Consider the following 26396-nt stretch of genomic DNA (forward strand, 5'->3'; position numbering starts at 1 on the left):
GGAATCCAATGACCAGAAAGGCCAACAAGCTTTTTTTTCTCGGAGGCGCTGGTGCGGTCCTTCTCGCCCTGGCTGCTGGGCAACTGCACCAGCACACCGGCTCTGAGATAGCGGAGGTTTTGGTTGGAGTTTTCCCGTTTGTGGCATTCCTCTCGCTTGTTTTCGGAGGAGTCATGCCTTGGGTTGGAACGCTCGTCCTGAAACATCCGATGCACGACACGGCCGGATATCGAGACGACTATGCCGCTGAGCCGGAGAAGGAAGCTGGTGGTTACTTGTCACAAGGCTGGCGCCGAAAGCGCGAGCGCGTGATGCACCGAAATATAAAAGCCTTTGGCCTCTACATCGAGCCTGACGAGAAGAGTTGAACCATGTTGCTGATCTACTGCCCCTATTGCGAGGAAGAGCGCTCCGAGCTCGAATTCCGCCACGGCGGCGATGCGCATATCGCCCGGCCGACCGATATCGCCGACATCTCCGACGAGGCGTTCGAGGATTATTTCTTCCTGCGCGACAATCCGAAGGGCCTGATCTTCGAGCGCTGGCGCCATATCCATGGCTGCGGCCGCTTCTTCAATGCGGCGCGCGATACCGTCAGCGACAAGTTCTACATGAGCTACAAGGCCGGCGAGCCGAAGCCCGTCATTCCGGGCGTTTCGCCCGCCACCGAGAAAACCGTCGAAACCTATGAAGCCACGGAAGGAACCGCGAAATGAGCGGTGCTAATCGCATTGCCGGTCAGGGCCGCCTGACGCCCGCCAAGACGGCGCGTTTCACCTTCGACGGAAAGACGTTCGATGCGCTGGAGGGCGATACCGTCGCCTCCGCGCTGCTCGCCAACGGCGTTCACCTCGTCGGCCGCTCGTTCAAGTATCACCGCCCGCGCGGCATCCTCTCGGCAGGTCCCGAAGAGCCGAACGCGCTGATCGACGTGTCGCGTGACGCGGCCCGCCGCCAGCCGAACGTGCGCGCGCCGGTGCAGGAGGTCTTCGACGGCATGAAGGTGTCGTCGCAGAACCGCTGGCCCTCGCTCGCCTTCGATATCGGCGGCGTCAACAACCTGATGTCGCCGTTCTTCGCGGCCGGCTTCTACTACAAGACCTTCATGTGGCCGAAGGCGGCCTGGGAAAAGCTCTACGAGCCCTTCATCCGCAAGGCCGCCGGCCTCGGCGTCGCCCCGACGGAAGAAGACCCGGATCACTACGCCAACCGCTATGCCTATTGCGACGTGCTGGTTGCAGGCGCAGGCGTCGCCGGCCTTTCGGCCGCGCTTGCCGCCGCTGAAGCGGGCGCGCGCGTCATCATCGTCGACGAGCAGCCGGAAGTGGGCGGTGCGCTGCACTACGACCTGTCGGTGAAGATCGACGGCCAGAACGGCTATGAGTGGGCGCAGGCGGCGGCTGCAAAGCTGAAGGCGATGGAGAACGTCACCGTTCTCACCCGCACGACGGCCTTCGGCTACTACAACCACAATTTCGTCGGCCTCGTGGAGCGCGTGACGGATCATCTCGCACGTCCCGACAGGAAGCTGCCGCGCGAGCGGCTGTGGCAGGTGCGCGCCAAGCGCGTCATCATCGCCACCGGCTCCATCGAGCGGCATATGGTGTTCGCCAACAACGACCGGCCGGGCATCATGCTGGCTTCGGCGGCGCGCACCTATCTCAACCATTTCGGCGTCGCCGTCGGCCGCAAGGTCGGCGTCTATACGGCGAACGATTCTGCCTATGAGGCCGCCTTCGACCTGAAGCGCGCCGGCGTCACCGTCGCCGCTATCGTGGACAACCGCGAGAAGCCCGGTGAGGCGGTTCTGGCCGAGGCCCGCAAGCTCGGCATCGAGGTGCTGGCCGGCCATTCGGTGGTCGACACCAAGGGCAAGCTGCGCGTCTCCTCCATGTCGGTCGCCCGCAACGGCGGTGGCTCGGCGCGCTCGATCCCGGTCGATGCGCTGCTGATGTCGGCCGGGTGGACGCCCTCCGTCCACCTCTTCTCGCAGTCGCGCGGCAAGGTCGCCTATGACGCGGCCACCAGCCGCTTCCTGCCGGGCACCTATGCGCAGGATTGCCTTTCGGTCGGCTCGTGCAACGGCACGGACGGCCTGCAGGCGACGATCGAAGAATCGCTGGCGGCCGGCGAGCTGATGGCCCGCGCCACCGGCAACGAAGGCGGCGGCAAGGTCGAGCTTTCCGGCGAGAACGCCTTCGAATGGACCGGCGGCATGGCCGGTGCCGGCGAAGGCGCCGGCGTCGACACGACGGTCAAGGCCTTCGTCGACTTCCAGAACGACGTCTGCGCCAAGGATATCCGCCTTGCCGTGCGCGAGGGCATGCACTCCATCGAGCATATCAAGCGCTTCACCACCAACGGCATGGCGACGGACCAGGGCAAGCTGTCCAACATCCACGGCCTTGCCATCGCCTCCGAAGTGCTGAACCGCGAGATCCCGAAGATCGGTCTCACGACCTTCCGCGCGCCCTATACGCCCGTCACCTTCGGCGCGCTGATCAGCCATTCGCGCGGCGACCTGTTCGACCCGGCGCGCAAGACGCCGATGCATGCCTGGGAGGAAGCGCATGGCGCCGTCTTCGAGGATGTCGGCAACTGGAAGCGCGCCTGGTACTATCCGCGCTCGGGCGAGACCATGCACGACGCGGTCAACCGCGAGTGCCGCACGGTGCGTAACGCCGCCGGCCTGTTCGATGCCTCGACGCTCGGCAAGATCGAGGTCGTCGGCCCGGACGCGGGCGAGTTCATGAACCTCATGTACACCAACGCCTGGGATACGCTGAAGCCCGGCCGTTGCCGCTACGGCATCATGCTGCGCGAGGACGGCTTCGTCTACGACGATGGCGTCGTCGGGCGTCTGGCGGAGGATCGCTTCCACGTCACGACCACGACGGGCGGCGCGCCGCGCGTCATGCACCATATGGAAGACTATCTCCAGACGGAATTCCCGCATCTCAAGGTCTGGCTGACCTCGACCACGGAACAGTGGGCGGTCATCGCCGTGCAGGGTCCGAAGGCGCGTGAAATCCTCGAGCCGCTGGTCGAGGGCATCGACATCTCCAACGAGGCCTTCCCGCATATGAGCGTGCGCGAAGGCAAGATCTGCGGCGTGCCGACCCGGCTCTTCCGCATGTCCTTCACGGGTGAAGCGGGCTACGAGGTCAACGTTCCCGCCGATTACGGCCAGGCCGTCTGGGAAGCCATCTGGGCACGGGCCGAACCGCTCGGCGCCTGCGCCTACGGCACGGAGACGATGCATGTCCTGCGCGCCGAGAAGGGCTATATCATCGTCGGGCAGGACACGGACGGCACGGTCACGCCGCACGATGCCAGCCTCAGCTGGGCCGTCTCCAAGAAGAAGGCGGACTTCGTGGGCATCCGCGGCCTCAAGCGGCCGGACCTCGTCAAGGAGGGCCGCAAGCAGCTCGTCGGCCTCCTGACGAAGGATCCCGGCGTGGTGCTGGAAGAGGGGGCGCAGATCGTCGCCGATCCGAACCAGCCGAAGCCGATGACCATGCTCGGCCATGTCACGTCGTCCTACTGGTCGGAGAATTGCGGCCGGTCGATCGCCATGGCGCTCGTTGCCGGCGGTCAGGCCCGCATGGGCCAGACGCTCTACGTGCCGATGCCGGACCGCACCATCGCGGTCGAGGTCAGCGACATGGTGTTTATCGACAAGGAAGGAGGACGCCTCAATGGCTGATCAAGCTCTTCGCAAGGCGCCGCTTGCCGGCCGCCATGGCGGCTCCGCCGGCGCGCGCGTCACGCCCGCCGCGCCCGCAACCCGCCTGTCGCTGCGTACCGGCGCCGATGCCATCGACGCCCTTTCGGCGGCCTTCGGCCTGCAGCTGCCGACGCGTCCGAAGGGCTCGGCCTCGGCGAACGGCCGCCACGCGCTCTGGCTCGGCCCGGACGAATGGCTGCTGATCGACGAGAACGAGGCGGACCTCATGGGCATCGCCTCGGGCGTTTCCGCGCTGCATTCGGCGACGGACGTCTCCCACCGCAATACGGCGATCATCGTCTCCGGCCCGGATGCGGCCGGCGCGATCGCCAGCGGCTGCCCGCTCGACATCGGCAATGCGGTCTTCCCGGTCGGCGCAGCGGCGCGCACGGTGCTCGGCAAGATCGAGATCGTGCTGTTCCGCTCGGGCGAGGAGGATTACCGGGTCGAGTGCTGGCGCTCGTTCTCGCCCTATGCCTTCGGCCTGCTGGCGGAAGGCGCCGAGGACGCCGGGCTCTGATCCTTCAGAGAAAACGGTAGAAGAACAGGGCTGTCTCCCGCGTGCCGGGGGACAGCCCTTCGTACAGGTGCCGGTCGTGGCCGCCGAGCACGAAGCCCTGGCGCAGGTAGAAGCGGCATGCCGCGACATTGTTCGTCTGGGTTTCGAGCCGCAGACCGGGCAGGCCCTTTTCCCGCGTCCACTGGATTGCCTGCTGCATCAGGCGCTGGGCCGCTCCCGTGCCGCGCCATTCGGCATCGACGGCGAGATCGTCGATGAAGGCGAGATTGTTCCAGCCCGTTGAAAGCGCGATGTAACCGACCGGCGTTTCGTCTCCGATGACGACGAACAGCGCCTTGTCCTCGTCTTCCAGACAAGAGGCGAGTTCGGCCGTATCGAAGCCGTAGCTCTTGGGGTAGGGCTCGACGGGGCGTGCATGGGCGAGCCACTCGTCTTCGAAGGGCGGCATGGCTTCCCGCGTGACGAGAAAGGAGAAGTCACAGGTGGCCAGCGCCGCCGTGTCTTCCTGTATGGCGGGGCGGACCTTCACACATCCTCCGGCCGGTCCTTCGGATCGAACTGTATGATGGTGATCCAATCGGCCGTCAGCGCCGGCTTGCGCTCGTCCTCGATCTCGACCGAGACATTGTAGCGGATCGTCACCATGCCCGCGCCGCGGAAGCGGGCCTCGTCGAGCACGAAGCGGCCGCGCACGCGCGCCCCGCTCTTCACCGGCGTTATGAAGCGGACCTTCTCGAAGCCGTAGTTGATGCCCATCGTCTGCTCGATGATGCGCGGCACGCAGTCGAAGTTCATCGCCGACAGCAGCGACAGGGTGAGGAAGCCATGGGCGATGGTGCCGCCGAAGGGCGTTTCGGCCGCCGCGCGCTCGGGATCGGTGTGGATGAACTGGTGGTCTTCCGTCGCATCGGCGAAGCGGTCGATCATGGTCTGATCGACGGTGAACCAGCGGGATACGCCCAGCTCCGTTCCGACGAGGGCGGCGACATCTTTCAAATGAATATTGGCAGGCATCCGGTCTTCCATCGATCGATCGGGTCTTTTCCAGAGCATGTCCGAACGCAAAGCCGCTTCGCACTTTTGCTGGGAATGCTCTTAGAGACGCGGTTTGTCAGGGCAATGAATTTCAATAGTTTTCGACAAAAATCTCCACCATGCGCGCAGGAAGCGCGCCGGTTGGCGGCTGGTTGGCGGCAAGCAGGCTCACCCAGTCCCGCCCTTCCGGCGGCGGCAGGGCGAGCGCCTGTTCGCCATGCGTGCGGTTGATGGCGATCGCGAGGCGGACGGTGCGCTTCTGCTGGCGGTCGGGCGTTTTGAGGAGAACGAGGAGCGTACCGGCGAAGGGAGCTTCCCAGTCCGCCACGGTCATCGGCGCGCCGGCCAGCGTCAGCCATTCGACGTCGCCCTCGCCGGTGAGGAAGGCCGTGTCGCCGAGCGCGGGGAAGCGCTTGCGGATCGCCGAGAGCATGGCGGCGTGCTCGATCAAGCCGTCGTCCAGCCGGTCCCAGTGCATCCAGGTGATGGCATTGTCCTGGCAATAGGCGTTGTTGTTGCCGTCCTGGCTGCGCCCGCCCTCGTCGCCCGCCGTCAGCATGATCGTGCCGCGGGAAAGGAAGAGGCTGGAGAGCAGGGCCTTCACGTCCGCTCGCCTTGCGGAGAGCACCATGCCGTCGGTCGTCGCGCCTTCCTCACCGTTGTTCCAGGAATGGTTCTCGTTGTGGCCGTCGCGGTTGTCCTCGCCGTTCGCCTCGTTGTATTTCACCGCATGGGAGACGAGGTCGGCCAGCGTGAAGCCGTCATGGGCGGCGAGGAAGTTGACGCTGCGGGTGCTGGTGCCGCCGTGGCGGGAGAAGATGTCGGCCGAGCCGGCAAAGGCGGTGACGAAGGGGCCGAGCCTGTGGCTGTCGCCGCGCCAGAACAGGCGGGCGTCGTCACGGAAGCGGTCGTTCCATTCGAGGAACGGTGCCGGGAAATTGCCAAGCTGATAGCCGCCGGGGCCGATGTCCCACGGCTCGGCGATCAGCAGGCGGTCCTTCAGGAGCGGGTCTGCGCAGATTTCGGAGAGCAGCGCCGCGCGGGCGGAAAAGCCGTCCGCCTCGCGGCCGAGGATGGTGGCGAGGTCGAAGCGGAAGCCGTCGACGCCGGCATGGCGGACGAAATGGCCAAGGCTGTCGAGCACGAGCTGGCGCACGACGGGGTGCTCGCCGGCGATCGTGTTGCCGCAGCCGGTGTCGTTGATCAATTCACCCGGCCGGTCCGGCACGTGGCGGTAATAGGTGAGGTTATCGAGCCCGCGCATGGAGAGCGTCGCGCCGTGGCGGTCGCTCTCGCCGGAATGGTTGAAGACGAGGTCGAGGATGGTGCCGATCCCCTCGGCGCGCAGCGCCGCGACGGTGTCGGCCAGCTCTTTCATGCCGCCGGGCACGAGGCGCGGGTCGAGCGCCATCAGGGCGATGGGGTTGTAGCCCCAGCTATTGGACAGGCCGAGCGGCGGCAGGTGGCGCTCGTCGATCCAGGCGGTGATCGGCATCAGCTCCACGGCATCGACGCCGAGGCGCTTCAAATGGGCGAGCACAGCGGGATGGGCGAGCGCGCCGACGGTGCCGCGCATCGTCTCCGGCACGTCCGGGTGCAGCATGGTGAAGGCGCGCACGGCGACTTCATAGACGAAGCCGCCGGGGCGGAAGAGCGGGGGCTTCACCGCGACGGGGCGGTCGCGGGTGACGATGGCCTTCGGCACGATGTCCGCCGTCTCCGCGCCGAAGACGGCGAGCCGCCCGTCATGCACGAAGCGGCGGTCGAGTTCCCTGGCATAGGGATCGACCAGCAGCTTCGCCGGATCGAACCAGAGGCCGTGGTCGGGGGAATAGACGCCGTCGGCGCGAAAGCCGTAACGGGTGCCGGCCGTCGCGCCCTCGACGAAGACGCGGTGGAAGCCGTTCTCGCCCCGCCCCATGGCGAGGCGGGCGAGTTCCTTCTCGCCCTCGTTGTCGAACAGGCAGAGATCGACGCGGGCGGCGTCGCGCGAATAGACCGCGAATTCCACCCCGTCCCCGGAGAGCGTGGCGCCCGGTGCGAAGGAGGGGGCGGTGAAGGTCATCTTACGTGATCACGCTCGGTTCGGTGCGGCCGGTGCGGCTCTTGATGCCGGCGATCTCGTCGGCGACGGCGATGAGGTCGGCAAGGGCTTCCTGCGTGTCGATGTCGTGGCGGGTGGCGTCGGGCTCGAAGCGCTCGATATAGACGCGCAGCGTCGCGCCCGACGTGCCGGTGCCGGAAAGGCGGAAGACGACGCGCGAGCCGCCCTCGAAGAGGATGCGGATGCCCTGGTTCTTGCTGACGGACTGGTCGACCGGGTCGTGATAGGCGAAATCGTCCGCCGTCTCGACCCTGAGCGCGCCGAAGCTCCTGCCGGGAAGCGTGGCGAGCTGGTCGCGCAGGTTCGCCACCAGGCCGTTCGCGGCATCGCTGTCGACCTCCTCGTAGTCGTGGCGGGAATAGTAGTTGCGGCCGTAGGTCGCCCAGTGCTGGCGGACGATGTCGATGACGCTTTCCTTGCGCACGGCGAGGATGTTGAGCCAGAGCAGCACCGCCCAGAGGCCGTCCTTCTCGCGCACATGGTTGGAGCCGGTGCCGGCGCTCTCCTCGCCGCAGATCGTGGCAAGGCCCGCGTCGAGCAGGTTGCCGAAGAACTTCCAGCCGGTCGGCGTTTCGTAGATGCCGATGCCGAGCTTCTCCGCGACACGGTCGGCCGCGCCGGAGGTCGGCATGGAGCGGGCGATGCCGGCGAGGCCCTTGGCATAGCCGGGGGCGAGATGGGCGTTGGCGGCGAGCATGGCGAGGCTGTCGGAGGGCGTGACGAAGATGCCCTTGCCGATGATGAGATTGCGGTCGCCGTCGCCGTCCGAGGCCGCGCCGAAGTCGGGCGCATCCTCGGCCATCATGGTCTCGTAGAGCGCGCGGGCATGAACGAGGTTCGGGTCCGGGTGGTGGCCGCCGAAGTCCGGCAGCGGCATGAAGTTGAGGACCGAGCCCTTGGTGGCGCCGAGGCGGTTTTCGAGGATTTCCTTGGCATAGGGGCCGGTGACGGCGCTCATGGCGTCGAAGACGATGCGGAAGCCGCCGGCCAGCAGGGCACGGATCGCGTCGAAATCGAAGAGCTGTTCCATCAGCTCGGCATAATCGGTGACGGGGTCGATGACCGTGACCGTCATGCCTTCGATTTCATGGGTGCCCTCGAGGTCGAGATTGACGTCGGCGACGTCGGCGATCCTGTAGCTGTCGATGGACTTGGTGCGGGCGAAGATGGCGTCGGTGATCTTCTCCGGCGCCGGGCCGCCATTGCCGATATTGTATTTGATGCCGAAGTCCTCGGTCGGGCCGCCCGGATTGTGGCTGGCCGACAGCACGATGCCGCCGAAGGCCTTGTTCTTGCGGATGATGTTGGAGGCGGCGGGCGTCGACAGGATGCCGCCGCGGCCGACCAGCACGCGGCCGAAGCCGTTGGCGGCGGCCATCTTGATGGCGAGCTGGATGACCTCGCGGTTATAGAAGCGGCCGTCGCCGCCGATCACCAGCGTTTCGCCGGCAAAACCTTCCAGGCTGTCGAAGATCGACTGGATGAAGTTCTCCGCATAGTTCTTCTGCTGGAAGACGGGGACCTTCTTGCGCAGGCCCGAGGTGCCGGGCTTCTGGTCGCTGTAGGGCGTGGTCGGGACGGTCTTGATGGTCATGTTCTATACTCGCGAAAGGAGGCTGGAATAGAGGTCGGCGTAGCGCGCGGCGCTGTTCTCCCACGAAACGTCCGACTTCATGCCCTGGTTCTGTATGCGCGCCCAGACTTTCGGTTCGTGCCATGCCTTGAAGACTCTGCGCAATGCCTGGCGCAGGCCCTCGGCATTGATCGGCGTGAACTGGAAGCCCGTGGCGACGCGGGCGGAAAGGGCGGCCTCGTTGGCGTCGATCACCGTATCGGCAAGGCCGCCGGTGCGCGCGACGATGGGGATGCAGCCGTAGCGCAGGCCGTAGAGCTGGGTGAGGCCGCAGGGCTCGAAGCGCGACGGGATGAGGATGGCGTCGCTGCCGGCCTGCATGAGATGCGACAGCGGCTCGTTGTAGCCGATGACGATGCCGACATGGCCGCGGTGGCGCGAGGCGGCGGCGAGCAGCGTGCCTTCCAGCCCCTGATCGCCCGAGCCGAGCACGGCGAGCTTGCCGCCCCGTTCGACGATCCAGTCGGCCACCTCGGCGATGATGTCGATGCCCTTCTGCCAGGTGAGGCGGCTGACGACGCAGAAGATCGGCCCGTCGTCCTCTATGAGGTTGAAGCGCTCGACGAGGGCCTTGCGGTTCATCGCGCGCTTCTTCAGCGAGCCGGCGGCGAAGGAGCGGGCGATATGCGGATCGGTCTCGGGGTTCCAGACGGCGGTGTCGATGCCGTTGACGATGCCGACGAGCTCGCCGGCGCGCGCATTGATGAGGCCTTCGAGCCCCATGCCGTATTCCGGCGTCATGATCTCGTGCGCATAGGTGGGGCTGACGGTGGTAATCGACCAGGCGGTGCGCAGCCCGCCCTTGAGGAAGCCGACATCGCCGTAATATTCGAGCCCTTCGACCGAGAAGGCTTCCGGCGGCAGGTCGAGACCGGTGAAGATCTCCGGGCCGAACTGGCCCTGGAAGGCGAGGTTGTGCACCGTGACGACGGTGGGGATGTGCTGGAGGCCGGTATAGCGCATGTAGACGGCCGTCATCGCCGCCTGCCAGTCATGGGCATGCACGATATCCGGCTGCCAGCCGGGAATGAGGCCGCGGGCGATCTCGGCGCCGGCAAGCGAAAGGGCGGCGAAGCGCCGCCAGTTGTCGACGAAATCCTTGCCGGTGGCATCCGTATAGGGCCCGCCCTGCCGGTCGAAGAAGCCCGGCGCGTCGAGCACGAGGATGTCGATGCCCTCATGCGTCGCGGCGAGGATGCGGGCGGGTTCGCCAAGGAGGTCCTCGAAGGTCGCCACCACCTCGGTCTTCGCCAGCCGCTGCATGACCGCGGGATAGCCGGGCATCAGCGTGCGCATGTGCATGCCATGCCCGGCGAGTGCGATCGGCAGCGCGCCGGCGACGTCGGCAAGGCCTCCCGTCTTGATCAGCGGGAATACTTCGGATGCCACCGAAAGGATGTTCATGTCCGGGCTAGAGCTCCAGCTTGTCGATCATCGGTTGGGTGATGAGGCATATGCCGTTCTCCGAGCGGCGGAAGCGCTTGGCGTCGAGTTCCGGGTCCTCGCCGACGACGAGGCCTTCCGGGATGACGACCCGGCTGTCGATGACGACATTCCTCAGCTGCGCGTGCCGGCCGATCATGACGTTCGGCAGGATGATGGCCCCTTCGAGGCGCGAGTAGGAATTGGCGCGCACCCCGGTGAAGAGCAGGCTGCGGTTCAGCGAGGCGCCGGAGATGATGCAGTCGCCCGAAATCAGCGAGGAGGTCGCAGAGCCGCGGCGGTTCTCGTCGTCATGCACGAACTTGGCCGGCGGCTTGATCTCGGCGAAGGTCCAGATCGGCCAGGAACCGTCATAGATGTCGAGCTCGGGGGTGACATCCGTCAGGTCGATATTGGCCTGCCAGTAGGCGTCGATGGTGCCGACGTCGCGCCAGTAGGCTTCGCGCTCGAAGTCCGAGCGCACGCAGGACGCGGTGAAGCGGTGGGCGACGGCTTTGCCGTGCTCGACGATATAGGGGATGATGTCCTTGCCGAAGTCGCGGCTGGAGGTCGGATCGGCGGCGTCGCGGCGCAAGAGGTCCATCAGGAACTTCGTGTGGAAGACGTAGATGCCCATCGAGGCGAGCGCCATGTCCGGATTGCCGGGAATGCCCGGCGGATCGGCCGGCTTTTCCACGAAGGCGATGATCTCATCCTTCTCGTCGACATGCATGACGCCGAAACCGGTCGCTTCCATGCGCGGCACTTCGAGGCAGCCGATGGTGACCTGTGCGCCGGAATCCACGTGCTGCTGGAGCATCAGCTCGTAGTCCATCTTGTAGATATGGTCGCCGGCGAGGATGACCATGTATTCGACGCCGTAATCCTCGATGATATCGATGTTCTGATAGACCGCGTCGGCGGTGCCTTCGTACCACTGGGTCTCGGAGACGCGCTGGGAGGCGGGCAGGATATCGAAGCTCTCGTTTCGCTCGGGACGGAAGAAGTTCCAGCCGCGCTGCATGTGGCGGATCAGCGAATGGGCCTTGTACTGGGTGGCGACGCCGATGCGGCGGATGCCGGAATTCAGCGCATTGGAGAGCGCGAAGTCGATGATGCGCGCCTTGCCGCCGAAATGGACGGCGGGCTTGGCGCGCCGGTCGGTCAGCTCCTTCAGGCGGCTGCCGCGTCCGCCCGCGAGAACATAGGCCATCGCGTCACGGGCGAGGGGTTGATTGCGCTTCTGCTCCATTGTGTCCTCCCAGCTTCTGTCATGCGTCCAGCTCGAGCATCACCGTCGCCAATGGCGGCAGGGTGATGGCGGCGGCTATTCTTCCGTTTGCGTGCTTGCGGGCCTCGACGGCGCCGCCGTTCCCCTTGCCGCTGCCGCCATAGATCTCGGCATCGGTGTTGAGGATTTCCCGCCACCGGCCCTCCACCGGCAGCGGCACCCCATAGCCCTCGCGGTAGACGGGGGTGAAGTTGGTGATGACGGCGATAGGCTTTTCGCCGGGCGCCTTGCGCAGCCAGGCGAAGACCGAGTTGTCGCGGTCGTCGGCGATCAGCCATTCGAAGCCTTCGCCCTCGCAGTCGCGGGCATGGAGCGCGGCCTTGCGGCGATAGGTGCCGTTGAGGTCGCGCACGAGCCGGCGCATGCCTTCGTGCAGCGGATATTCGAGCAGGTTCCAGTCGAGCGAGCGGGCCTCGCTCCATTCCTGCCACTGGGCGAATTCCTGGCCCATGAAGAGCAGCTTCTTGCCGGGATAACCCCACATGAAGCCGTAATAGGCCCTGAGATTGGCGAATTTCTGCCAGTCGTCGCCGGTCATCTTGGCGATCAGCGAGCCCTTGCCGTGCACCACCTCGTCATGGCTGAGCGGCAGCACGAAGTTCTCCGTGAAGGCATAAAGCAGGCCGAAGGTCATGTCGTTATGGTGGAACTTGCGGTGCACCGGCTCGCGCGAGAGGTATTGCAGCGTGTCGTGCATGAAGCCCATGTTCCACTTGAAGCCGAAGCCGAGCCCGCCTTCATGCACGGGGTGCGAGACTTTCGGCCAGGAGGTGGATTCCTCCGCGATGGTCAGGATGCCGGGATGGCCGGCATAGACGTGGCGGTTCATGGACTGCAGGAAGCGAACGGCCTCCAGGTTCTCGTTGCCGCCGTATTCGTTGGGCACCCATTCGCCGTGCTTGCGCGAATAGTCGAGATAGAGCATCGAGGCCACCGCATCGACGCGCAGGCCATCGAGATGGAACTTCTCCGCCCAGTAGAGCGCGTTGTTGATGAGGTAGGAGAGCACTTCGGCGCGGCCGAAATTGTAGATCGCCGTGTTCCAGTCCGGGTGGAAGCCCTGGCGCGGGTCGGCATGCTCGTAGAGTGCGGTGCCGTCGAAGCGGCCGAGGCCGTGCGCGTCCGTCGGGAAATGCGCCGGCACCCAGTCGAGGATGACGCCGATGCCGACCTTGTGGCAGCCGTTGACGAAACGGGCGAAGCCTTCCGGCTCGCCGAAGCGGGCGGTCGGCGAATAGAGGCCGGTCGTCTGGTAGCCCCAGGACGGGTCGAAGGGATATTCGGAGATCGGCAGGAACTCGATATGGGTGAAGCCCATGTCGACGCAATAGGGGATGAGATGGTCGGCCAGCTCGTCCCAGGTCAGGAACGCCCCGTCGCCATGGCGCTGCCAGGAGCCGGCATGGACCTCGTAGATCGAGATCGGCTGGCGGCGGGCATCCGCGGAGGCCCAATGGGCAAGGTGCGCCTCGTCCTCCCAGGCCTGGTCGATCGGGCCGGTCGTCATCGAGGCGTTGTTGGGGCGCAGTTCCGAGCGGCGGGCGAAGGGATCGGCCTTGAGCGGCAGGACCTCGCCGTTCATGCCGACGATCTCGAACTTGTAGGCGTGGCCTTCGTTAATGCCGGGCAGGAAGACTTCCCAGATGCCGGTGTCGCGGCGAAGGCGCATCGGGTTCCGCCGCCCGTCCCATTCGTTGAAATTGCCGACGACGGAGACGCGCCGGGCATTCGGCGCCCAGACGGCGAAGTGGAAGCCCTCGACGCCTTCCAGCGTCATCGGATGGGCGCCCATCTTGTCGAAGAGGCGAAGATGCGAGCCCTCGCGGATATAGTAGTCGTCCATCGGGCCGAGCACGGGGCCGAAGCTGTAGGGATCGACGACGGTCCATTCCCCGCCGGCATTGCGGGCGCGGTAGCGGACCGGCTGGAGCTTTTTCGCCGCGACCTCGCCGGCGAAGATGCCGGCCTCGGCGACGCGCGTCAGCGTGCCGATCTCCTTGCCGGACAAGGTTTCGACCGCCACCTCGCTCGCCCCGGGCAGGAAGCAGCGGGCGATGAACGTGTTGCCGGACGCGTGAAGGCCCAGCACTGCGAACGGGTCCCAGTGCCTTCCCTCCAAGATCGCGTCGATGTCCGCCTTCGCCAGAAGCTCTGACGGTTGTTCCGTCGTGCCTTTTTTTGGCGGTGCGGTCATCAGGCTCTCCAGATTTCCGTTGCGTATTGGCGGATGGTGCGGTCGGAGGAGAACCAGCCCATGCGGGCGGTGTTCCTTATCGTTTTCGCGTACCAGGAGGGCTTGTCGGTCCAGATGGCGTCGACCTCGCGCTGGGCTTTCGCATAAGCGTCGAAATCGGCCGCCACCATGAACCAGTCGTGATTGTAGATGCCGTCGACGAGGCCGGTGAAGCGGTTGCGGTCATCCGGAGAGAAGACGCCGGAGGAGATGGCGGCGAGCGCCTGGGAAAGCTCCCGCGACTGCTCGATGATGGCGCGGGGATTGTGCCCTTCGGCGCGCACCTTCGCCACCTCTTCGGCGGTCATGCCGAAGATGACGATGTTCTCCGCGCCGACATGGTCGCGCATCTCGACATTGGCGCCATCGAGCGTTCCGATGGTCAGCGCGCCGTTGAGCGCGAACTTCATGTTGCCGGTGCCCGAGGCTTCCATGCCGGCCGTCGAGATCTGCTCGGAAAGGTCGGCGGCGGGCACCATGATCTCGGCGAGCGAGACATTGTAATTCGGCACGAAGACGACCTTGAGCAGGCCGCGCACGGCCGGGTCGTTGTTGATCACCTTCGCCACGTCGTTGGCGAGCTTGATGATCAGCTTGGCATTGTGATAGCTCGGCGCCGCCTTGCCCGCGAAGAGTTTCACACGCGGTACCCAGTCGAGCTCCGGATGCGAGCGGATCTGGTCGTAGAGCGCGACGGCCTCGATGATGTTGAGGAGCTGGCGCTTGTATTCGTGGATGCGCTTGATCTGGATGTCGAACATCGCGGCGGGATCGATGCGCACGCCCATGCGGCTGCCGACGAGGTTCGCGAGGCGGTTCTTGTTCTCCCGCTTGATCGCGGCAAAGCGCCCCTGGAAGTCCCGGTTGTCGGCGAAGGCGTCGAGCGCCGTCAGCGCCTCGGCATCGTCCATGAAGGCGTCGCCGATGGATTCGCGGATCAGCTCGAACAGGCCCGGATTGCACTGCATCAGCCAGCGGCGCGGCGTGATGCCGTTCGTCTTGTTGTTGATGCGGTCGGGATAGAGCTTGTGCAGGTCGGCGAAGACCGTTTCCTTCATCAGCTCGGTATGCAGCGCCGACACGCCGTTGATCGAGTGCGAGCCGACGAAGGCGAGATTGCCCATGCGCACGCGGCGCTCGCCGGATTCCTCGATCAGCGAGATGTTGCGGATGCGCTGGTCCTCAAAACCCTTTTCCTTGCGGGCCTCGACGAGAATCTTGGCGTTGATCGCATAGACGATCTGCATGTGGCGCGGCAGAAGGCGCTCGAAGAGCGGCACCGGCCAGCTTTCCAGCGCTTCCGGCAGGAGCGTGTGATTGGTGTAGGAGAAGGTGCGGCGGGCCAGATCCCAGGCGATATCGAAATCGAGGCCGTGCACATCGGTGAGCAGGCGCACCAGCTCGGCGACGGAAACGGCAGGGTGCGTGTCGTTGAGCTGGATGGCGACGGCGTCCGGCAGGGAGCTGAAATCCGGATATTGCTGGAGATGGCGGCGCAGGATGTCCTGCAGCGAGGCCGAACAGAAGAAGAATTCCTGGCGCAGGCGCAGTTCCTGGCCGGCGGGCGTGGCGTCGGCCGGATAGAGCACGCGCGTCAGGCTTTCGGCCTTGTTGCTCTCGCGAAGGGCGCCGATATGGTCGCCGGCATTGAAGGCGTCGAGCAGGATCGGGTCGATGGGATTGGCCGACCAGAGGCGCAGCGTGTTGACGCGCTTGGCGTGCCAGCCGACGGCCGGCGTGTCATAGGCCGTCGCGATGACGCGTTCGGCCGGCTTCCAGACGAAGCGCTGCTTGTCCTCGCCGATATTGATCGTCTCCACGGCACCGCCGAAGCCGATCTCGTAGGAGCTTTCGCGCCGCTCGAATTCCCAGGGGTTGCCGTGGGCGAGCCAGGTTTCCGGCAGCTCCACCTGCCAGCCGTCCGCCATCTGCTGGCGGAAGAGGCCGTGCACGTAGCGGATGCCGTAGCCATAGGCGGGCACGTCGACCGTCGCCATGCTCTCCATGAAGCAGGCGGCGAGGCGTCCGAGGCCGCCATTGCCGAGCGCGGCATCGGGCTCCAGCTCGGCGATGACGTCGAGATCGACGCCGAGCGAGGCGAGCGCATGGCGCATTTCGTCCAAAATGCCGATATTCGTCATGGCGTCGCGCATCAGGCGGCCGATGAGGAACTCCAGCGAGAGATAGTAGACGCGCTTCGATCCGGTGGAATAGGTGCGGCGCGTGGAGTCCATCCACTTGTCGGTGACGCGGTCGCGCGCCACGAGGATCGCAGCGGTCAGCCAGTCATGCGGCTTGGCGACTTTCGGGTCCTTGCCGATGCGGTATTTGAGGCGTTCGAGAAGTTCTGTGGCGAGCTGTTCACGGTCCGATGATCGAGGGGCGGGGGCAAGGTCGTTGTTGGTTACCCTGTTCATCATCGGCGAACCTTGCCCCTTTGCATTCTCAGCGTTCGATCAGTCGAAAATCGCGTTTAAATCAATTTATGCATCTATCCGAAGCGCTTGCAATATGCCTTTTCAAGAAAGGGCGCATGCATTTTCGACAGGACTGAAACAGCTCCGGGAGATGAAAAAGCCCGCCGAGCGGCGCACGGCGGGCTTCGTTCATCAAAGGAAAGCGCCGGCTATTTCGTGACGCGGGCGATCACCTGCGAAGCCTGCTGACCGATGGTCTTGAACGCCGCCAGAAGGTCGGCGGTGCTCTCGGCGGCGAAGTAGTGGTTCGTTGTGGTGGCGCAATATTGCAGCAGGGCCTGGCCACGGCTCGGCGCCATGAAGGCGATCGTGTAGACTTCGATATTGTTTGCCTTCGCCTTGTCGCACTCCGTCTTCGTGTCTGTGTCGGCGGATGCGATGTTGTTGTCGCCGTCGGTCATGAAGATAATGTATTTCGACGGCACCTGACCGTTGCCGGCCTTGTTCTTGTGCTCGGTTTCTTCCGTGCCGCTTGTCAGGCTGTTGTAGGCGATGGTGAAGGCGGGGGCCGAGTTGGTGTTGCCGCTGGCGGTCAGCGCGTTGACGTACTTGAGGACACCCGCCGTTCCCCAGGCGAGATCCGTGGGCGACTGGGCTGAGCTGTTGTACGATACGGCGCCGGTGCGCACGAAAATTGCCTTGGGGTCGGCAGTATCGAGTTGCTTGAGAAGATCCTGCGTAGCGAGCTGCAGCGAGGCTATGCGTGTCAGCTTGGTCGTGCAGGTCTTGTTAGGATCCTTCTTCGTAGGGCAAGCATAGGTCGTCGTGCTGTTCGTCTGTTCGCCCATCGAGCCGGAGCGGTCGAGCACGAAATACATCGACAGGGCATTCTTCGATTCCGTGCCGCTCTCCGCCGATCCGCTCGCGACGATCTGCTTCGAGGTCTGGCCGAAAAGACGCGTCAGTGGGTTGAGCTGCAGCTCGTAACCTGTCGCGACATTGATCTTGAAGGTCTTGCCGCCGGAGGCTTCGGTCGTTTCCGTGATGTCGATGGTCGTGGCCGAGGTCAGGTCGCTCTTGCCGGGCAGGGTGCCGCTCAGCTGCGTCTTGAAGAATTTCAGCGCGATTTCCTTGGCTTCCGCGACAGTCTTCTTGTCGTTGGAAAGCGCCGAGGCGGCGGCCAGCGAGGCGGAGTCGACCGCATCCTGCAGCTCGGCCTTGGTCAGCACCATGTTGGTGAGATCCATCGCGAAGCCGCCGGCACCCAGGATGACCGGGAGGGCGAAGGCCGTCATCATCGCGAAATTGCCGCGGCGGTCATCCCTCAAGCGGGCCAGCAGGCTGCGTTTTTCCGTCATCTTCTTCATGAGACTTCACTCAACATCGTCATAATGTGGGGTGAAGCTACCAGCGAAGTGTTATTCAACGGTTCGAGCGCGTGGTATAGTTTTCGTAAAATTGCGCGGGTCCCGAAATCCCGCCGCCTGTGGCTGTTTCCAAACGGGAATTCACGATGCCGGCCGTACCGGGATGACGTCGACGGCTTGGTTCGTCTGGTGCTGGCCGTAACCCTTCAGGACGCCGATGACCGGGGCGACGTCGGCATAGTCGCGGCCATAGGCGACGACGATATGGTCGGTGCCGGCGGGAATGTCGTTGGTCGGGTCGAGCTCCATCCAGCCGTTCACCCGTCCGCCCCAGTAGCGCACCCAGGCATGCATGGCGTCCGCGCCCTCCAGCCGCTCCTTGCCCGGCGGGGGAATGGTGCGCAGGAACCCGCTGACATAGCCGGCGGGAATGCCGAGGCTGCGTAGCGCCACGATCATCACATGGGAGAAATCCTGGCAGACGCCGCGTTTCAGCTTGAAGGCCTCGCGCGGCGTCGTGTCGACGCTCGTCGCCTTCGGGTCGTAGGTGAAGTCCTTGTGAATGCGCGCGCAGAGCGCCGTCGCGATGGCGCGGACCGTCATGCCGGGTTTGGCGATGGCGCGGGCATAGTCGGCGATCTCCGGGCAGTCCTTCAGCCGCGGGCTCGGGCCGGTATAGTGATGCGGCGAACCGGCGTCGAGCGACCAATAGCCGGCGATATCCTCTGGCAGCTCGGTGACGCGGGGCGAGAGGTCGGCGGTGGCTTCCGGCGCATCGACCTGCACGCGCGCCTGCATGCGGATGTCCAGCCGCTCGTGCTGGCTGCGGAAGAGGATCGCGCTCATCGGGTTTTCAAAGAAGTCGTGATGGTCGACCCGCTCGCCCGGGCCGGGCGTGACGCCGACAGTGCCGGCGACGAGGCGCTGGCGGCCCTCGATGGAGAGCGGCAGAACGCGAACGATATGCCGGCCGCCGGAAACCGGCGTGTCATAGAGATAGCTGATATGGAGGTTGACGTCGTAGAGCATGATTCGGCGCCTCCCCCTCGCTCAGCTCAGATAGGTTTGCGCGAGAATGTCGGAGAGCTTTTCCATCTCCGTCTCGAGGCGCTTGTAGACAGCGTCCGTCATGGTCTCCGGGGTCATCACCGCCAGCCCCGCGTGAAGGCGCATGGCCTCGCGGTAGAAGGGCGACATCTGGCCGTTCGAATAGGCGTTCGGCAATTGCTCGATCTCGTTCTTGATCTCGTTGAGCTGGTAGAGGATCGAGCGCGGATTGAGCGCGTCGAGCGCCAGCAGGTCGGTGACGGTCAGGCGCGCAGTCGCCACATTGTAGCGGCGGCGATGGGTCATGACGCTGTCGCCGATCTCCAGCAGCATGTCGAGCGCGCCATCCGGGGCATCCTCGCCGGACATGTGGCCGAGCAGGCGCGTCATGTGCAGGCCGCGCTCGAGATAACGCCCGATGGACAGGAACCGCCAGCCGGTGAAGCGATACATGTTCTCGTGCACGAGGCCGGCGAAGCCCGCGAGCTTGCGCAGCAGCACCGTCATGGCGCGGGTCGCATCGTCGCCGGGCTGGATGCTGACATGGAAGCGGCGGGCGGTCTTCGACAGGTCGTTGAGCGCCAGCCAGCCGTCCGGCGAGAAGCGGTCGCGGATGTTGCTGGCGGAGAAGACGGCGCTGTCGATGTTGCGGATGAGGCTCGTCGGCACGGCTTCGGACGTGTCGATGTCGAGCGCGTCGAGATATTCGCTGACATCCTTGAGGAGCGGCTGTTCCGGATCGGCATATTCGGCGTAGCGGCCATGCCAGGCGCGCAGGATGCGCAGCGCGCCTTCCGCCCGCTCGATATAGCGGCCGAGCCAGAAGAGGTTGTCGGCCGCGCGGCTCGGCAGGCTGCCGGGCATGTTGCGGGTGAATTCCTCCTCAGCGGGCAGGAGCGAGGTGCGCTCGACAGGCTTGCGGCTGACGATCCAGACATCGGCGGCCGAGCCGCCTTCCTGCATGGCGATGGCCGCGACATTGTCGCCCGAGCCGATGCGGGCGAAGCCGCCGGGCATGATCTGCCAGCCGTCGCGGGTGCGGGCGGCGAAGACGCGCAGCGACATGGGCCGCGGCACCAGCTTGCCATCGACGAAGGCGGGCGTGGTGGAAAGGGTGACGGCTTCCTGGCCGACGAGCTTGGCACCGTCCGTCGCCAGCCATTCGGCGATGGATTGCTTGGCCGTGTCGCGCAGGCTGGAGCCGAGCACGGACTGGGCGTTGTCGTCGAAGAAGGGGCGCGTGGAATAGGCCGGGCCGATGATCATGCGCTCGATATTGGCCGCGACGTGCTCGCGCTCGTCCTTCTGGCCGCACCACCACGTTGCGATGGAGGGGAGGCGCTGCTCCTCGCCGAGCAGATGCCGGCAGATATTCGGCAGGAAGGCGAGGAAGGCGCGGGTTTCGACGATGCCCGCGCCGAGCGCGTTGACGAAGGTGACGGAGCCGGAGCGCAGCGCCTCGACCATGCCGGGCGTGCCGATATGGGAGTTCTGGTTCAGCTCGAGCGGATCGGCAAAGGCGGCATCGAGACGGCGCCAGAGCACGCCGATGGGCTTGAGGCCTGCGACCGTGCGCACCATGACCTTGCCGTCGACGACGGTCAGGTCCTCGCCCTCCAGCAGCATGAAGCCGAGATAGCGGGCGATATAGGCATGCTCGAAATAGGTTTCGTTGGCAAGGCCGGGTGTCAGGACGGCGATGCGGTCGTCCGCCGCCTTGCCCGCCTGCAGCGCGTTGCGGAAGGCGCCGAAGAAGCCGGCGAGGCGATGGGCGTGGGTTTCGGCATAGACGTCGGAGAAGGCGCGGGTCGTCGCCACGCGGTTTTCCAGCGCGAAGCCGGCGCCGGAGGGGGCCTGGGTGCGATCGGAAAGGACCCACCAGTTGCCATCCGGCCCACGGCCGATCTCGAAGGAGACGAAGTGCAGGAAGTGCCGGCCGGCCGGCTGCACGCCGACGAGCGGGCGCAGGAACTCGTCGTTGGAGGCGACGAGGGCAGGGGGGAGCAGGCCGTTGGCGACGAGTTCGTTCCTGCCGTAGATATCGGCGATGACGGCTTCCAGCAATTCTGCGCGCTGGACGAGGCCGCGCGATAGGTTTTCCCATTCGGCCTCGTCGATGATGACGGGAACGTGGGAGAGCGGCCAGGCGCGGTCGGTGACGGCCTCCTTGCCATAGGCGCGGTAGAAGACGCCGGCATCGCGCAGATACCGGTCGGCGCGGGCGAAGCGGCCGGCCAGTTCGGTTTCGTCCATGCGCTCGAGCGCGTTGAGAAGGGCACGCCAGACAGGGCGCACGACGCCGTCGGTGTCGACCATTTCATCGGCGACGCCGGGAAGGGGCGCATAGGCGCGCGCGGATGCTTCCGCCGCCTCGGCCTCGATGCGTTCCGCTTCCGCAGTCGTGGTCTTCAATCAATGTCTCCTAGGCAGCTCTCGTATTTCCGCCGTCTTCGAGATGCGGAAATGCTCCAGCTCTTTGTCTCGCGCAATTCCAGACGCAAAACCGCTGCGCACTTTTGCAGGAATTGCCTTAGATCCCGGGCGGCCGGCGCAGATCCAGCGTCAGCGGGAAGTCCGCCGGCGGTGTTTCCGGCCACAGCGTATAGCCGCCGGCCCTGTGCCCCCAGGGCTCGAACCGCGCCAGCCGGCGCGCCTCGGCCTCGTTGCCGTTTACCGGGAAGGTGTCATAGTTGCGTCCGCCCGGATGGGCAACGTGGTAAATGCAGCCCCCGATCGCTCTGCGCGACCATGTATCATAAATGTCGAAAGTAAGCGGTGTGTTGACGGGCAGCACCGGATGAAGGCCCGAGGCGGGCTGCCATGCCTTGAAGCGAACGCCGGCGATCGAGACGCCCTTCGTGCCTGTTGACCTCAATGGCATCGGCCTGCCGTTACAGGCGACGGTGTAGCGCTCGGGATTGGCCGTCTCCAGCTTGACCTGCAGGCGCTCGACGGAACTGTCGACATAGCGCACCGTGCCACCGATGGCGCCCTGCTCACCCATGACATGCCAGGGCTCCAGCGCCTGCCGCAGTTCCAGGTTCGCGCCCTCGTATTCCACCTCGCCGCAGAAGGGGAAGCGGAATTCGAGCTGGGCGGAGAACCATTCCGGGCGCAGCTCGAAGCCATTCGCCTTGAGGTCGGCGAGGACGTCGAGGAAATCCTGCCAGACGTAGTGCGGCAGCATGAAGCGGTCGTGCAGCGTGGTGCCCCAGCGCACGAAACCGCCCTGCGCGGGGTTCTGCCAGAAGCGGGCGATGAGGGCGCGGATGAGGAGCTGCTGGGCAAGGCTCATGCGGGCATTCGGTGGCATCTCGAAACCGCGGAACTCGACGAGGCCGAGGCGGCCGGTCGGTCCATCCGGCGAGAAGAGCTTGTCAATGCAGATTTCCGAGCGATGCGTGTTGCCGGTGACGTCAGTCAGGAGGTTGCGGAACAGGCGGTCGACGAGCCAGGGCAGCGGCGGCTGGCCCTCGCCGGGCGGCGGCACCTGCGAGAGCGCGATTTCCAGCTCGTAGAGCGAATCGTGCCGGGCCTCGTCGATGCGCGGGGCCTGGCTGGTGGGGCCGATGAAAAGGCCGGAGAAGAGGTAGGAGAGCGAGGGGTGGCGCTGCCAGTGCAGCACGAGGCTCTTCAGGAGGTCCGGGCGGCGCAGGAACGGGCTGTCGTTCGGGTTGGCGCCGCCGACGACCACATGGTTGCCGCCGCCGGTGCCGGTGTGGCGGCCGTCGATCATGAACTTGTCCGCGCCGAGGCGGGACTGGCGGGCTTCCTCGTAGATCGCCGTGGTGATGTCGACACAGTCGTCCCACGTCGAGGCCGGGTGGATGTTGACCTCGATGACGCCGGGATCGGGCGCGACGCGGATGACGTTGAGGCGCTCGTCATGCGGCGGGGCATAGCCCTCGATATGGACCGGCAGGCCGATCGCAGCGGCGGCGCGCTCGGCGGAGGCGATGAGGTCGAGATACTCTTCGACGCTGACGGTCGGCGGCATGAAGACGCAGAGCCGGCCATCACGCGGCTCGACCGAGATGGCGGTGCGCACATAGCCGCCGATCTCGTCGGCGGATTGTGGCACCTGCGGCTGCTGGCCCTTGAAGGGCTGGAAATGTGCGGTTTGCTGCGGGCGGCCCGCGTCCTCCGCGTAGTCAGGCAGTTCGTCGCGTTCGATGGTGGGGTCCATCGGGTTTATGTAGGGATAGACGGCCGGCGAGAGCCAGGGCAGCGAATTCAGCGGCAGGCGGTAGCCGACCGGGCTGTCGCCGGGCACGAGGAAGAGGCGGCCCCGGCGGGTCTGCCATTTCTCGCTCGACCATCGGCGGCCGCTGGCGCGGGAATTCCACGCCTGGACGGGCAGCACATAGCCGGTCGGGCGGGTGAGGCCGCGCTCGAAGACGCGGGCGATGCGGTTGCGCTCCTCGGCGTCCTCCAGCTTCGAGTTGGAGGGGTCCACGTTGTTGGGAAGATTTGCCTCCTTGACCAGCCATTCGGCGGGGTCCTCGAAGGCGGGCATCACGTTTTCGGCCGGAATGTCGAGTTCGCCGGCAATCGCGGTGAGGAGCCGGCCGGCGTCGTCTTCCGTCACCGGGCGCGGCGCGCCTTCCTCGGCGATAAGGTCCGGGTTCTGCCATATCGGCTTTCCGTCGCGCCGCCAGTAGAGCGAGAAAGTCCAGCGCGGCAGGCTTTCGCCGGGATACCACTTGCCCTGCCCGTAATGCAGGAAGCCGCCGGGCGCGAATTTTTCACGCAGGCGCCGGATCAGCTGGTCTGCCTTCTCGCGCTTGGTGGGGCCGACGGCGGCGGTGTTCCATTCGGCGGATTCGAAATCGTCGATGGACACGAAGGTCGGCTCGCCGCCCATGGTGAGGCGCACGTCGTTCTCGGCGAGGACGCCGTCGACCTCACGGCCGAGCGCGTTCAGCGCCTCCCAGCTTTCGTCGGAAAAGGGCTTGGTGATGCGCGGGTGCTCGGCGACGCGGGTGACCGTCATCGCGAAGTCGAATTCGGTATTCGCTTCGCCGAAATAGCCGCCGCTGATCGGCGCGGCATTGCGGTAATGCGGGGTGGCGGCGAGCGGGATATGGCTTTCGCCGGTCAGGAGGCCCGAGGTCGGGTCGAGGCCGATCCAGCCGGCGCCGGGAATATAGACCTCGCACCAGGCATGAAGGTCGGTGAAGTCCACTTCGGTGCCGGAGGGGCCGTCGAGCGCCTTGAGATCGGGCGTCAGCTGGATGAGGTAGCCGGAGACGAAGCGGGCGGCGAGGCCGAGATTGCGCAGGATCTGCACGAGCAGCCAGCTTGAATCGCGGCAGGAACCGCGGGCGATGCTCAGTGTCTCCTCGGGCGATTGCACGCCGGGTTCCATGCGGATGACGTAGCCGATTTCCTGTTGCAGTCGCGCATTGAGGCCGACCACCATGTCGACCGTGCGCTGGCGGGAGCGGTCGACGGTCTTCATGAAGGCTTCGAGCGCGGGCGTCAGCGGCTCGGGCGTGCGGTAGATCTTCAGGTCCTCGACGAGGTCGGCCGGATAGTCGAAGGGCCAGTGCTCGGCCTCCTCCTCCACGAAGAAGTCGAAGGGGTTGTAGACCGTCATGTCGGCGATGAGGTCGACCTCGATCTTCAGTTCCGTCACCGGATCGGGGAAGACGTAGCGGGCGAGATAGTTGCCGTAGGGATCCTGCTGGAGGTTCACGAAGTGGTTTTCGGGCGTGACCTTCAGCGAATGGCTGATCACCTTGGTCTTGGAATGCGCCGCCGGCTTCAGCCGGATGATCTGGGGTCCGAGACGGACCGGGTTGTCGTATTTGTAGTGGGTAAGGTGGTAGATGCCGGCCTTGATCGACATACGTGCTGTTTCCCCTCGGTGACGGTCTCGTGCCGTCATCGAGGGGAGTTTGTGCAATGCGAAGACAGATTGCAAGCGCCATCGCGCTTGCTGGCTCCGATGGGGCGGAATGCCCGTGTCGCCTGGGGCTCAGCGGGTTGCCGCGACCAGCGAGAAATGCGCGCCCTGCGGATCGAGGCAATTGACGATCCAGGCGCCGCCGGGCACTTCCATCGGGTCCATCAGGATCCGCCCGCCGCCGTCCGTCACCCGCCTTATCGCGGCATCCAGCCCCTCGACCACGAAATAGTAGCCCCAGAAGGGCGGGGCGGGCAGGTCCGCCGGCTTGGTCATCATGCCGCCGATGGCATTGCCACCGCGCACCGCGAAGGTCTGGTAGATGCCCATGCCGCCTTCCGACATGTCCACGGCCCTGTCCTTCGTCCAGCCGAAGGTCTTTGCGTAGAAGTCCCAGTCGCTGTCGAGGTCGCCGGCCATCAGCTCGTTCCAGCCGATATGGCCGGGCGTCATCATGCCGGGCTGCTCAGGGCCTTCGTCCTCGGTGCTGAAGAGCGAGAAGACCGCGCCGTGCGGGTCGGCGGCAACCGCGAAGCGGCCGACGCCGGGAATGTCCTGCGGCTGGCGATGGACCTGGCCGCCATTGGCGACGATGTCCTTCAGCGTTTTTTCGAGATCGTCGGAGAAGATGTAGCCGATCCAGAGCGGCGGCATGCCCTTCGCCTCGGCGGGAATATCCATCAGGCCGGCCACCTGGCTGTCGCCGGCATAGGCGAGGGTGTAGTTCATGCCCGGCATGCCGGAATCCTTCGTCGTCCAGCCGATGACCGACGCGTAGAAGCGTTCGGCGGCGGACACGTCAGGGGTCATCAGTTCGTACCAGCAGAACCTGCCATAGTCCTTGTGCATCGGTCTTTCCTCTTGTCCGTGGTCGCGGGTTGGTCAGTCGCAGCAGGATTGCGCCTTTTGCGCGCCGGTATATTCGTCCTTCCGTTTGACGAAACTGAGGGTGCCGGTCTCGTTGCGCCCCTTGGGCGCGCGGTCGAGGATCATCAGCGTGCCGAGCGCCTCCTCGCCGCCACGGGCATAGTCGGAATAGGTATGATAGACGATGCCGTCCTCATCCTTGAAGAAAGCGCTGAGGCCGGGAAGCTCGTCGTGGGCATCCGCCGCGTCTGTCTCGCGGTAATTGTACATGACCTTGCCGCTGGCCAGCTCCTCCTTCGTGAAAGATACGTGGTAGTCGAAGTTGAAATCGCTGCCATGGGAGGAGACCCAAGGGAATTTCCAGCCCATGCGCTTCCTGTAGGCCTCCAGCTTTTCCAGCGGCGCGCGGGAGACGGCGACCATCGTGACGTCGTGATTGTTGAGATGCGGCAGCATGCCGTCGATATGATCCGCCATGAAGGAGCAGCCGGGGCAACCGGCTTCCCAATCCGGGCCATACATGAAGTGGTAGACGATGAGCTGGCTGCGGCCGTCGAAGAGGTCCGCCAACGTTTTGCGGCCTTGCGGCGTCTCGAAGGTATAGGTCTTGTCGACCTTGACCCAGGGAAGGGCGAGGCGCTCGGCGCGCACCTTGTCGCGCAGCCTGGTTTCCTCCTTCTCCAGGGCCAGCAGGGTCTTGCGGGCGTTCAGCCACGTCTCCCGGGATACGATATCGTGGTTCGGTCTCATGCTCGGAACTCCTCCTTCACGGGCTTTCGACAAATGAGTTGGTATCAACATTTATCGTGGATGTCAAAGCGGCGC

The 26396-nt window shown here is 65.3% G+C and carries 18 protein-coding genes; 4 read left to right on the forward strand and 14 right to left on the reverse strand.

From position 1 onward, the window contains the following. Positions 1-8 precede the first annotated feature (8 nt). From DSD28_RS12065 to DSD28_RS12080, 4 genes are read left to right on the forward strand one after another with little or no spacing between them, the layout of a single operon-like run. Entirely contained in the window at positions 9-368 is a 360-nt protein-coding gene (locus DSD28_RS12065) for a hypothetical protein (protein ID WP_119256644.1), read from the forward strand. 3 nt (positions 369-371) lie between these two features. After that, a complete protein-coding gene (locus DSD28_RS12070) occupies positions 372-716 on the forward strand; it encodes a sarcosine oxidase subunit delta (RefSeq protein WP_119256645.1) in 345 nt (114 codons plus the stop codon). After that, the gene (locus tag DSD28_RS12075; protein WP_119256646.1) at positions 713-3706 is read left to right on the forward strand and encodes a sarcosine oxidase subunit alpha; all 2994 of its coding nucleotides are present in this window, start codon (positions 713-715) and stop codon (positions 3704-3706) included. Before DSD28_RS12070 ends, DSD28_RS12075 begins: the two co-directional genes overlap by 4 nt. Next, entirely contained in the window at positions 3699-4247 is a 549-nt protein-coding gene (locus tag DSD28_RS12080) for a sarcosine oxidase subunit gamma (protein ID WP_119256647.1), read from the forward strand. Before DSD28_RS12075 ends, DSD28_RS12080 begins: the two co-directional genes overlap by 8 nt. 4 nt (positions 4248-4251) lie before the next feature. Here DSD28_RS12080 and DSD28_RS12085 read toward each other — a convergent pair whose 3' ends face one another. The 14 genes from DSD28_RS12085 to DSD28_RS12150 form a co-directional block, all read right to left on the reverse strand. Further along, entirely contained in the window at positions 4252-4776 is a 525-nt protein-coding gene (locus DSD28_RS12085; protein ID WP_205536197.1) for a GNAT family N-acetyltransferase, read from the reverse strand. After that, complete coding sequence (locus DSD28_RS12090) at positions 4773-5261, reverse strand: MaoC family dehydratase (protein WP_119256790.1); 489 nt, start codon at positions 5259-5261, stop codon at positions 4773-4775. Before DSD28_RS12090 ends, DSD28_RS12085 begins: the two co-directional genes overlap by 4 nt. 112 nt (positions 5262-5373) lie before the next feature. Further along, positions 5374-7347, reverse strand: a complete 1974-nt coding sequence (gene glgX, locus DSD28_RS12095) for a glycogen debranching protein GlgX (protein ID WP_119256648.1) — start codon at positions 7345-7347, stop codon at positions 5374-5376. Position 7348: 1 nt separating this feature from the next. After that, the gene (locus DSD28_RS12100) at positions 7349-8980 is read right to left on the reverse strand and encodes an alpha-D-glucose phosphate-specific phosphoglucomutase (RefSeq protein WP_119256649.1); all 1632 of its coding nucleotides are present in this window, start codon (positions 8978-8980) and stop codon (positions 7349-7351) included. Positions 8981-8983: 3 nt separating this feature from the next. Beyond that, entirely contained in the window at positions 8984-10423 is a 1440-nt protein-coding gene (glgA, locus tag DSD28_RS12105; protein WP_119256650.1) for a glycogen synthase GlgA, read from the reverse strand. 7 nt (positions 10424-10430) lie between these two features. Beyond that, positions 10431-11693: a glucose-1-phosphate adenylyltransferase gene (glgC, locus tag DSD28_RS12110; RefSeq protein WP_119256651.1), complete on the reverse strand. Its 1263-nt coding sequence runs from the start codon at positions 11691-11693 to the stop codon at positions 10431-10433. Between the two features lie 19 nt (positions 11694-11712). Continuing rightward, complete coding sequence (gene glgB / locus DSD28_RS12115) at positions 11713-13926, reverse strand: 1,4-alpha-glucan branching protein GlgB (protein ID WP_119256652.1); 2214 nt, start codon at positions 13924-13926, stop codon at positions 11713-11715. Next, on the reverse strand, positions 13926-16385 hold the full coding sequence (locus DSD28_RS12120) for a glycogen/starch/alpha-glucan phosphorylase (RefSeq protein WP_119256653.1): 2460 nt from the start codon (positions 16383-16385) through the stop codon (positions 13926-13928). Before DSD28_RS12120 ends, glgB begins: the two co-directional genes overlap by 1 nt. 206 nt (positions 16386-16591) lie before the next feature. After that, positions 16592-17749, reverse strand: a complete 1158-nt coding sequence (locus tag DSD28_RS12125; RefSeq protein WP_245424818.1) for a vWA domain-containing protein — start codon at positions 17747-17749, stop codon at positions 16592-16594. Positions 17750-17890: 141 nt separating this feature from the next. Then, positions 17891-18778, reverse strand: coding sequence for a transglutaminase family protein (locus DSD28_RS12130; protein WP_119256654.1), 888 nt, complete (start codon positions 18776-18778; stop codon positions 17891-17893). Between the two features lie 21 nt (positions 18779-18799). Then, on the reverse strand, positions 18800-21178 hold the full coding sequence (locus tag DSD28_RS12135) for a circularly permuted type 2 ATP-grasp protein (RefSeq protein ID WP_245424823.1): 2379 nt from the start codon (positions 21176-21178) through the stop codon (positions 18800-18802). 148 nt (positions 21179-21326) lie between these two features. Continuing rightward, positions 21327-24647, reverse strand: a complete 3321-nt coding sequence (locus DSD28_RS12140) for a DUF2126 domain-containing protein (RefSeq protein ID WP_119256655.1) — start codon at positions 24645-24647, stop codon at positions 21327-21329. A 129-nt stretch (positions 24648-24776) separates the two neighbouring features. After that, a complete protein-coding gene (locus tag DSD28_RS12145; protein WP_119256656.1) occupies positions 24777-25553 on the reverse strand; it encodes a VOC family protein in 777 nt (258 codons plus the stop codon). A 33-nt stretch (positions 25554-25586) separates the two neighbouring features. Continuing rightward, positions 25587-26321, reverse strand: coding sequence for a DUF899 domain-containing protein (locus tag DSD28_RS12150; RefSeq protein ID WP_119256657.1), 735 nt, complete (start codon positions 26319-26321; stop codon positions 25587-25589). Positions 26322-26396 lie beyond the last annotated feature (75 nt).

This window comes from Shinella zoogloeoides (assembly GCF_003574625.1).
Taxonomy (GTDB): Bacteria; Pseudomonadota; Alphaproteobacteria; order Rhizobiales; family Rhizobiaceae; genus Shinella; species Shinella zoogloeoides_A.

What these genes read in the sequence shown, in the direction of transcription:
- DSD28_RS12140 (WP_119256655.1), bottom strand. Translation starts at nt 24,647, where the DNA reads ATGTCGATCAAGGCCGGCATCTACCACCTTACCCACTACAAATACGAC.
- glgC (WP_119256651.1), bottom strand. Translation starts at nt 11,693, where the DNA reads ATGGAGCAGAAGCGCAATCAACCCCTCGCCCGTGACGCGATGGCCTAT.
- DSD28_RS12150 (WP_119256657.1), bottom strand. Translation starts at nt 26,321, where the DNA reads ATGAGACCGAACCACGATATCGTATCCCGGGAGACGTGGCTGAACGCC.
- glgA (WP_119256650.1), bottom strand. Translation starts at nt 10,423, where the DNA reads ATGAACATCCTTTCGGTGGCATCCGAAGTATTCCCGCTGATCAAGACG.
- DSD28_RS12065 (WP_119256644.1), top strand. Translation starts at nt 9, where the DNA reads ATGACCAGAAAGGCCAACAAGCTTTTTTTTCTCGGAGGCGCTGGTGCG.
- DSD28_RS12125 (WP_245424818.1), bottom strand. Translation starts at nt 17,749, where the DNA reads ATGAAGAAGATGACGGAAAAACGCAGCCTGCTGGCCCGCTTGAGGGAT.
- DSD28_RS12145 (WP_119256656.1), bottom strand. Translation starts at nt 25,553, where the DNA reads ATGCACAAGGACTATGGCAGGTTCTGCTGGTACGAACTGATGACCCCT.
- DSD28_RS12080 (WP_119256647.1), top strand. Translation starts at nt 3,699, where the DNA reads ATGGCTGATCAAGCTCTTCGCAAGGCGCCGCTTGCCGGCCGCCATGGC.
- DSD28_RS12070 (WP_119256645.1), top strand. Translation starts at nt 372, where the DNA reads ATGTTGCTGATCTACTGCCCCTATTGCGAGGAAGAGCGCTCCGAGCTC.
- DSD28_RS12090 (WP_119256790.1), bottom strand. Translation starts at nt 5,261, where the DNA reads ATGCCTGCCAATATTCATTTGAAAGATGTCGCCGCCCTCGTCGGAACG.
- DSD28_RS12100 (WP_119256649.1), bottom strand. Translation starts at nt 8,980, where the DNA reads ATGACCATCAAGACCGTCCCGACCACGCCCTACAGCGACCAGAAGCCC.
- DSD28_RS12075 (WP_119256646.1), top strand. Translation starts at nt 713, where the DNA reads ATGAGCGGTGCTAATCGCATTGCCGGTCAGGGCCGCCTGACGCCCGCC.
- glgX (WP_119256648.1), bottom strand. Translation starts at nt 7,347, where the DNA reads ATGACCTTCACCGCCCCCTCCTTCGCACCGGGCGCCACGCTCTCCGGG.
- DSD28_RS12120 (WP_119256653.1), bottom strand. Translation starts at nt 16,385, where the DNA reads ATGATGAACAGGGTAACCAACAACGACCTTGCCCCCGCCCCTCGATCA.
- DSD28_RS12130 (WP_119256654.1), bottom strand. Translation starts at nt 18,778, where the DNA reads ATGCTCTACGACGTCAACCTCCATATCAGCTATCTCTATGACACGCCG.
- glgB (WP_119256652.1), bottom strand. Translation starts at nt 13,926, where the DNA reads ATGACCGCACCGCCAAAAAAAGGCACGACGGAACAACCGTCAGAGCTT.